At 43.3% G+C, this 6,284-nt stretch carries 5 protein-coding genes; 2 read left to right on the forward strand and 3 right to left on the reverse strand.

From position 1 onward, the window contains the following. Positions 1-12: 12 nt before the first annotated feature. Both FHS10_RS09565 and treF read right to left on the reverse strand, forming a co-directional pair. Positions 13-1,293, reverse strand: a complete 1,281-nt coding sequence (locus tag FHS10_RS09565; protein WP_259089797.1) for a serine hydrolase domain-containing protein — start codon at positions 1,291-1,293, stop codon at positions 13-15. Between the two features lie 540 nt (positions 1,294-1,833). Further along, a complete protein-coding gene (treF, locus tag FHS10_RS09570; protein ID WP_259089799.1) occupies positions 1,834-3,426 on the reverse strand; it encodes an alpha,alpha-trehalase TreF in 1,593 nt (530 codons plus the stop codon). 180 nt (positions 3,427-3,606) lie between these two features. Here treF and FHS10_RS09575 point away from each other — a divergent pair, with 180 nt between their 5' ends. Further along, positions 3,607-4,758: a beta-1,2-mannosidase gene (locus FHS10_RS09575; RefSeq protein ID WP_259089802.1), complete on the forward strand. Its 1,152-nt coding sequence runs from the start codon at positions 3,607-3,609 to the stop codon at positions 4,756-4,758. A 150-nt stretch (positions 4,759-4,908) separates the two neighbouring features. Here FHS10_RS09575 and FHS10_RS09580 read toward each other — a convergent pair whose 3' ends face one another. Further along, entirely contained in the window at positions 4,909-5,070 is a 162-nt protein-coding gene (locus tag FHS10_RS09580; RefSeq protein WP_259089803.1) for a hypothetical protein, read from the reverse strand. Between the two features lie 374 nt (positions 5,071-5,444). On the opposite strand from FHS10_RS09580, the gene FHS10_RS09585 reads away from it, so the two are divergent. Then, a complete protein-coding gene (locus FHS10_RS09585; protein WP_259089805.1) occupies positions 5,445-6,044 on the forward strand; it encodes a GIN domain-containing protein in 600 nt (199 codons plus the stop codon). Positions 6,045-6,284: the final 240 nt, after the last annotated feature.

Here is a 6,284-nt window from a genome sequence, read left to right on the forward strand (position 1 = left end):
AAATTAAACCTATCAATCCGTCAACGCCTGGTAAACCAGCGCTCTGAATTTGTCCTGGATGGCATTGTGAGGCAACGGCCAATTTTGTATAAACAAAAGGCACACCAGGTGCTCTTTAGGATCGGCCCAGTAAAGGGTTCCGTAAAAACCACCCCAGGCAAAAGAGCCGGGACTTAAGCCCAGTTTTTTCGAACTGGCTTCCGTAGTGATGCCAAAGCCTAAACCAAATTTGTCTTTATCACCGTTGATGTACAGATCGCCAATCTGGTTGGTGGTCATCAATTCTACCGTATGCCGGGCCAGTAGGCGCTGCCCGTTGTAAACGCCGCCGTTAAGCATCATTTGCAAAAAGGTAGCATAATCTTTAATAGTTGAGCTTAAGCCAGCACCACCGGCGTAATAAGTGCCATTAACGGTGGGATAATCAAAATTTACACCCGGCATTGTAGCAGCGTTCACTTTAATTAAATGGCCTTGCTTATCTGGCGTATAAGCTACAACCAGCCTGCTTTGCTTAGCTGCCGGAATATAAAAATAGGTATCCTTCATCCCCAGCGGATCAAAAATACGTTCCTTTAAAAACTGGTCTAAGCTTTTGCCCGATACCCTTTCAACCAGGTAACCAAGTACGTCTATGCTCATGCTATACGTCCACCGTTCGCCGGGCTGATGAACCAGGGGTAAAGCGCCTAATTTATTGATAACAGTACTTAAAAGAATCTTATCGCTCACAAAACCAGCCTGAATACCCGCCTTGGCATAAATAGCTTTCATACGATCTGACCCGATCTGCGCGTACTCGATGCCCGAAGTATGGGTGAGCAAATCGCGGATAGTGATTTCGCGTTTGGCCGGCGTAGTGGTGTAAGTGGTATCTTTAGGGTTATAGGTATCAATTACCTTAGGATGTGCAAATGCCGGGATGTATTTTGAAATAGGATCATCTAACAAAAATTTACCCTCTTCAAACAGCATCATTACAGCCGTGCTGGTAATGGCTTTAGTTTGTGAGGCGATGCGGAAAATGGCATCGTTATTCATCAGTTTTTTCTGCTCCAGATCAGCAGCGCCAAATGATTTGTAATACACTATTTTGCCGTTGCGGGCAATAAACCCAACCGCCCCGTTCACATACCCCGAATCGATATTTTGCTCAATCATGTTATCGATACGCTGTAGCCGTTCCGGCGAAAACTTTTCATTGGCCGGTGTACCAACCTGTAAGGTATTGCCCTGTGCAAATACTTTACCTGCAACAGCTATAAATAGTATAATACTAAAGATCTTTTTCATCGTGGGGGTGATGTTTATAATTGGGATACAAAATAGGTTTTTTTGGGGGATAAAAGAAAAAAGACCGAAGAGATTCAGGGAAATCGCTTTTAAAGATTTGTATAGCAAAAGGTAGCTCCTATGGAGCAAAAAAGCATAAATTAATTGTTCTACAAATAGGTAGCCGCTATGCGGCATTCTTTCGTCTTATTAAATTGTATCGTCCTAAAAAAAAGTTTACAGTTTTATAGATAATCCTGTTATGTATTTACAAATATTCGATGCCACATAGCGGTTACCTGCAATGGGTATAGAAAGAGTTACCTTATGCGAAAATGTTAAACGCGATTTCTCTGCGAAGGGATTGGCCAGGCAGTTTGCCTGATTTAAACTCCCCGGCGATAGGCATAGCAAGTCGTACAAGATTTCTCTTTCGCACCCCGCTCATTCCCTCCTTCGCTCTATCGAAATGACATTTTCCTTTAACAAAAAGATTTGGGTACACTATAGCTTTCTACCAATATAAAGTTGTTTGCGGCCAAAAGACGAAAGCGTATCCCCTTAATTCTGATTTTCCGGCAATCCCTTCGATTCCTGTTCAGGATCAAAATGGTATCGGTTCATCAGATGTAATAACACTCCGTTGGTCCAGCCAAAGCCATCCTGCAAAGGATATTCGCCGCCCCCGGCGGTGAGCTTGGTATCAACCACGTTGTATTTCTCTAATAGCTTCCCTGTTTGCTTAAACACACGAATGTTGAGTTTTAACCAACGGGTAGCAATTTCTTTGGCCAGAGCATTGTAGCCGTATTTTTCCAACCCATCAATACCCATATATTGCAAGGGTGCCCAACCGTTTGGCGCATCCCATTGCTGGCCCGAAAAATTGAGCGTAGTAACCAGTCCCCCCGGTTTTAAAAAGTTGTTTTTTAAGCCTTCGGCAACCAGGCGGGCCTGTTCGGCGGTAGCAATTTTAAATTCCAGCGGAAATTCCGCCGCAAGGGATGGCACTGTGGTTGGTTGTTTTAGCTGCCAGTTATAATCATCAAACCAGCCCGTTTTTTGATTCCAGCAGTATTTTAAGATGGCCTGTTTACGGCTTTCGGCCCGTTTTCGATATAGTTTAGCCAATTTGGCATTGTAAATCTGATCAAGGCTTCGGGCGATGGTTAGTTCAAGATTATATAACAAGCAATTTAAATCAACCGGCACAATATCTGTAGTTTGTATGGTTGGCAATTTACCCGAGGCATCAAACCAGCGTGTACTAAAATCCCAACCTGAGGCAGCCGCAGCCCTTATATTGTGATAAAACTGCGGTAAAGGCTGTTTAGTTTCTTTTGCGGCATCAACATCTTTCACGTACGATTCTTCACGCGGTTGGTCGCTTTCGTCCCAGTAGCGGTTCATATATTCTCCGCCAGGCATCCGCACAACTCTGTGGGTAGCCTCATTAGCAGCAATGGTTCCCACGCCCTGCGTCCAGTATTCATATTCTTTGATCAGTTGCGGCCTAAACCGTATCAAGGCCTTTTTGCCTTCACTTTTCTCCAGCAGGTTTACCATCATCGCAAAAAATGGGGGCTGCGAACGGGTAAGGTAATAACTGCGGTTACCATTAGGAATAAAACCATACTTATCAATCAGGTAAGCAAAGTTTTCGACCATATTATGAATTACCTTGGTTTGATGACTTTCCTGCAAGCCAAGCATGGTAAAGTACGAATCCCAATAATAGATCTCCCTGAAACGGCCACCTGGTACTATATAAGGATTAGGCAGGGCCAGCGTTGATGAATTTGGTTTGGCTTCATCAGGGCGGCGTTGTAGAACCTGCCATAGCGTATCCACATGTTTACGGATCCCGGCCTCAATATCGGTTTGGAACGAGTTGTGCGATACCGGCATATCAAAATTGGCCAACACAAATGCTTTCAAATCGAATCCTTGCTTGTCCTTTTGTTCCTGGTAAGCCTTCATGATCATACCAGGATCATACTTAGGTACCGCATCAACAAAGGTTTTGTTATCCGGAAAAATATTGGAGAGCTGAACTTGCTCAAACAGGCCAGGGTACTGCTGTCGCGGTGTTAATGTTTGCGAATGTACACCGAGGCTAAAAAATAGAAACGCGAGTAAAAGTAATCTTCTCATTATCATTTGGTATACCTTTTTGCAGGGTAAGGTAATTGGTTTATTTTGTGGTGTTTAAATTTACTATTTTTGAAAGCGTTATAAATCGCATCCTATTAGTTAAAGATGTTTTTATAAACAAATATTGCCCTGCAGGCTATTTCAGGCCGATAATAAGCCATTATATTATAAACTATTTTTATGAAAAATATTTTAAAAACTATTAGGTTTTTGGCCCTGTTGCTGATTACCAACGCCTGTTTTGGGCAGGTGCAGACCAACGTGCTACCCGCATGGGCCTTTGGAGGCTTTACCCGGCCGGTTGGTGTAAACCCTATCATCTCACCAGATACTACTTCGCGGTTTATGGATCCGGTGAGCAAGAAGTTGGTACCCTGGGAGGCCAACGATACTTTTAACCCTGGAGCAGCAATCAAAAATGGTAAAGTAGTTGTTTTGTATAGGGCCGAAGATTTGTTTGGAATAGGCATTGGTTTCCGTACCTCGCGACTTGGGTATGCCGAAAGCATTGATGGGATCCATTTTAACAGGCGAAAAGCACCTGTACTTTACCCGGCTAATGATAACGCTAAGGAATTTGAATGGCCCGGAGGTTGTGAAGACCCGCGCGTGGCGGTAACGCCTAACGGTACTTATGTAGTTTTTTATACCGAATGGAACCGCAAACTGCCCCGCCTTGGCGTGGCTACATCTAAAGATCTTATTCATTGGCAAAAGCACGGCCCTATTTTTGAAACCGCTTATAGCGGCAAATTCTTTAACATCGCCAGCAAATCGGCGTCTATATTGACCAAAGTGGTGAATGGCAAACAGGTGATCATCAAAATAAATGGCAAGTACTGGTTATACTGGGGCGAACAGCATGTTTACGCGGCTACCTCCACAAACCTGGTTGACTGGGCACCGGTTATTGACGGTAATGGCGAGCTGAAACAACTGATATCGCCCCGTAAGGGCTATTTTGATAGCGATCTTACTGAATGCGGTCCGCCGGCTTTGATGACCGATAAGGGGGTTATTTTATTTTACAATGGTAAAAACAAAGCTGATGACGACCGGGATAAAAGATTTAATGCAAACTCCTACTGTGCGGGCCAGGCTTTGTTTGATAAAAAAGATCCGTCTAAACCCATCACCCGGCTTGATCTTCCTTTTTTAAGACCAATGGAACCATTTGAAAAAAGCGGCCAATATGTAAACGGTACCGTATTTATTGAAGGCATGGTTTACTTTAAACACAAGTGGTTTTTATACTACGGTTGTGCCGATTCACGGGTAGCAGTGGCTGTTTATGATCCGGCCAAACCTTCGGAGCCCGATCTGGTTGATTAGGTGAGTGGTTGATTGGGTTGGATTCAGTTGATTAAGTTGGATTAGGTTTAAAGTCAATATAAATTAAGTCGGTTAAAATCGGTCAACTTATTCAACTCAATCAACTGAATCAACTCGATCAACTGAATCTAAGTAGATGGTATATAGTGATCAGGCAATAAAGCCTGTAAATTGCGGCGCTTTATCCTTGTTATTGCCCATCAGATGGTTGTGGATAGCTTTAAGCGTAACTGCTTCTTTTGTAAAAAGGTCAACAATCTTATTGGTGATCTTTTTTACCGGTTGATTGATGTTGATGTGTACTATTTGCATACTAACTCAATTGCCAATTCCGTGCCAGAGTGAACAGAGGACTAAGTATCTTTTATGTTACGTTGGCCAAAGTTGATTTTTCCCAACAGCCCCGGAACCATCCAGACCCGCTCCCCCAGGGCAGGTGTCCTGGGTTTGAGGTTCGGGTTGACTGGTGCAAGACATCCCGAACCCGGCAACCCGAACCTCGAACCTCAAATCCGGCAAAAATTCTTCCTCAATTCACCGGGGAAAATATACCGCTTACCGACGAAAAACCGGGGTACAACTATTAGCCCGGATATGGCTGTAACGTTTCTTTATTGGGATCGTCATATTGGTGTATTTAGAAAACATAAATAAACAATTACTTGACAATCAAAATATTAACAATCATGAAAACTAACATCATCGCCATCGCTACAGTAATAGTTACAGTACTTGGCTTCACAAATTCAGCCTTTGCAACTACCGATAATGGTAACAACAAAGCCATCGTTTTAACCGACATCAGCAGCATCAATAAAATAGAAGTTTACGGCAACGTACAGGTTTACGTTTCAACCGGCACTGCCGACCAGGTAAAGGTTTACAATCAGTATTATGCCGAAAGCGCATTGGTTCAATCACAAAAAGGCGTTTTACGTATTTCATCATACAAAACCGAAAAATTGGTAGTATGGGTTACCGCAAAAGAGTTAACCGCTATAACTGCCTATGACAATGCCGAAGTAAAATCATTCGGAAACTTATCAGCCATTGAACTTGATGTTAAATTGTACAACAACGCTTCTGCCGACTTGAAATTAGATACTTACAACACCCGTGTTACCATGAACGACCGTGCTAAAGCCAACCTAAGCGGCAGCGTTATCGAATACAATTTGGTACACAATGTATCATCAAGCGTAAACAGAACCAACCTGATTGCAGAACACGCTACAGAAAAAGTAACCGGCGAAAAAGTTAAAGCTGCCGAGTATGCAGGTTTATAATCACACACCGAAAACATTTACCCTATATCATTCTTAACAGCCACCTTTGCGGGTGGCTGTTTTTGTTTTTGGGTGGGGATGATATTTTAGCATTAAAAACCCCGTCATTGCGAGTGATAAAATCGGGCAGACTCTGAAGGTGGGGATGACAACATCGCCCCCTTGTCATTGCGAGGAACGAAGCAATCTCGTCGCCATGCATATTCGCTCTGTATGGCTACGAGATTGCCACGCTGCGCT

The sequence above is a fragment of the Mucilaginibacter dorajii genome (assembly GCF_024808255.1).
Lineage (GTDB): Bacteria > Bacteroidota > Bacteroidia > Sphingobacteriales > Sphingobacteriaceae > Mucilaginibacter > Mucilaginibacter dorajii.

Excerpts from the sequence above, each read along its gene's own strand:
- FHS10_RS09565 (WP_259089797.1), bottom strand. The coding sequence starts at position 1,293 with ATGAAAAAGATCTTTAGTATTATACTATTTATAGCTGTTGCAGGTAAA.
- treF (WP_259089799.1), bottom strand. The coding sequence starts at position 3,426 with ATGAGAAGATTACTTTTACTCGCGTTTCTATTTTTTAGCCTCGGTGTA.
- FHS10_RS09575 (WP_259089802.1), top strand. The coding sequence starts at position 3,607 with ATGAAAAATATTTTAAAAACTATTAGGTTTTTGGCCCTGTTGCTGATT.
- FHS10_RS09580 (WP_259089803.1), bottom strand. The coding sequence starts at position 5,070 with ATGCAAATAGTACACATCAACATCAATCAACCGGTAAAAAAGATCACC.
- FHS10_RS09585 (WP_259089805.1), top strand. The coding sequence starts at position 5,445 with ATGAAAACTAACATCATCGCCATCGCTACAGTAATAGTTACAGTACTT.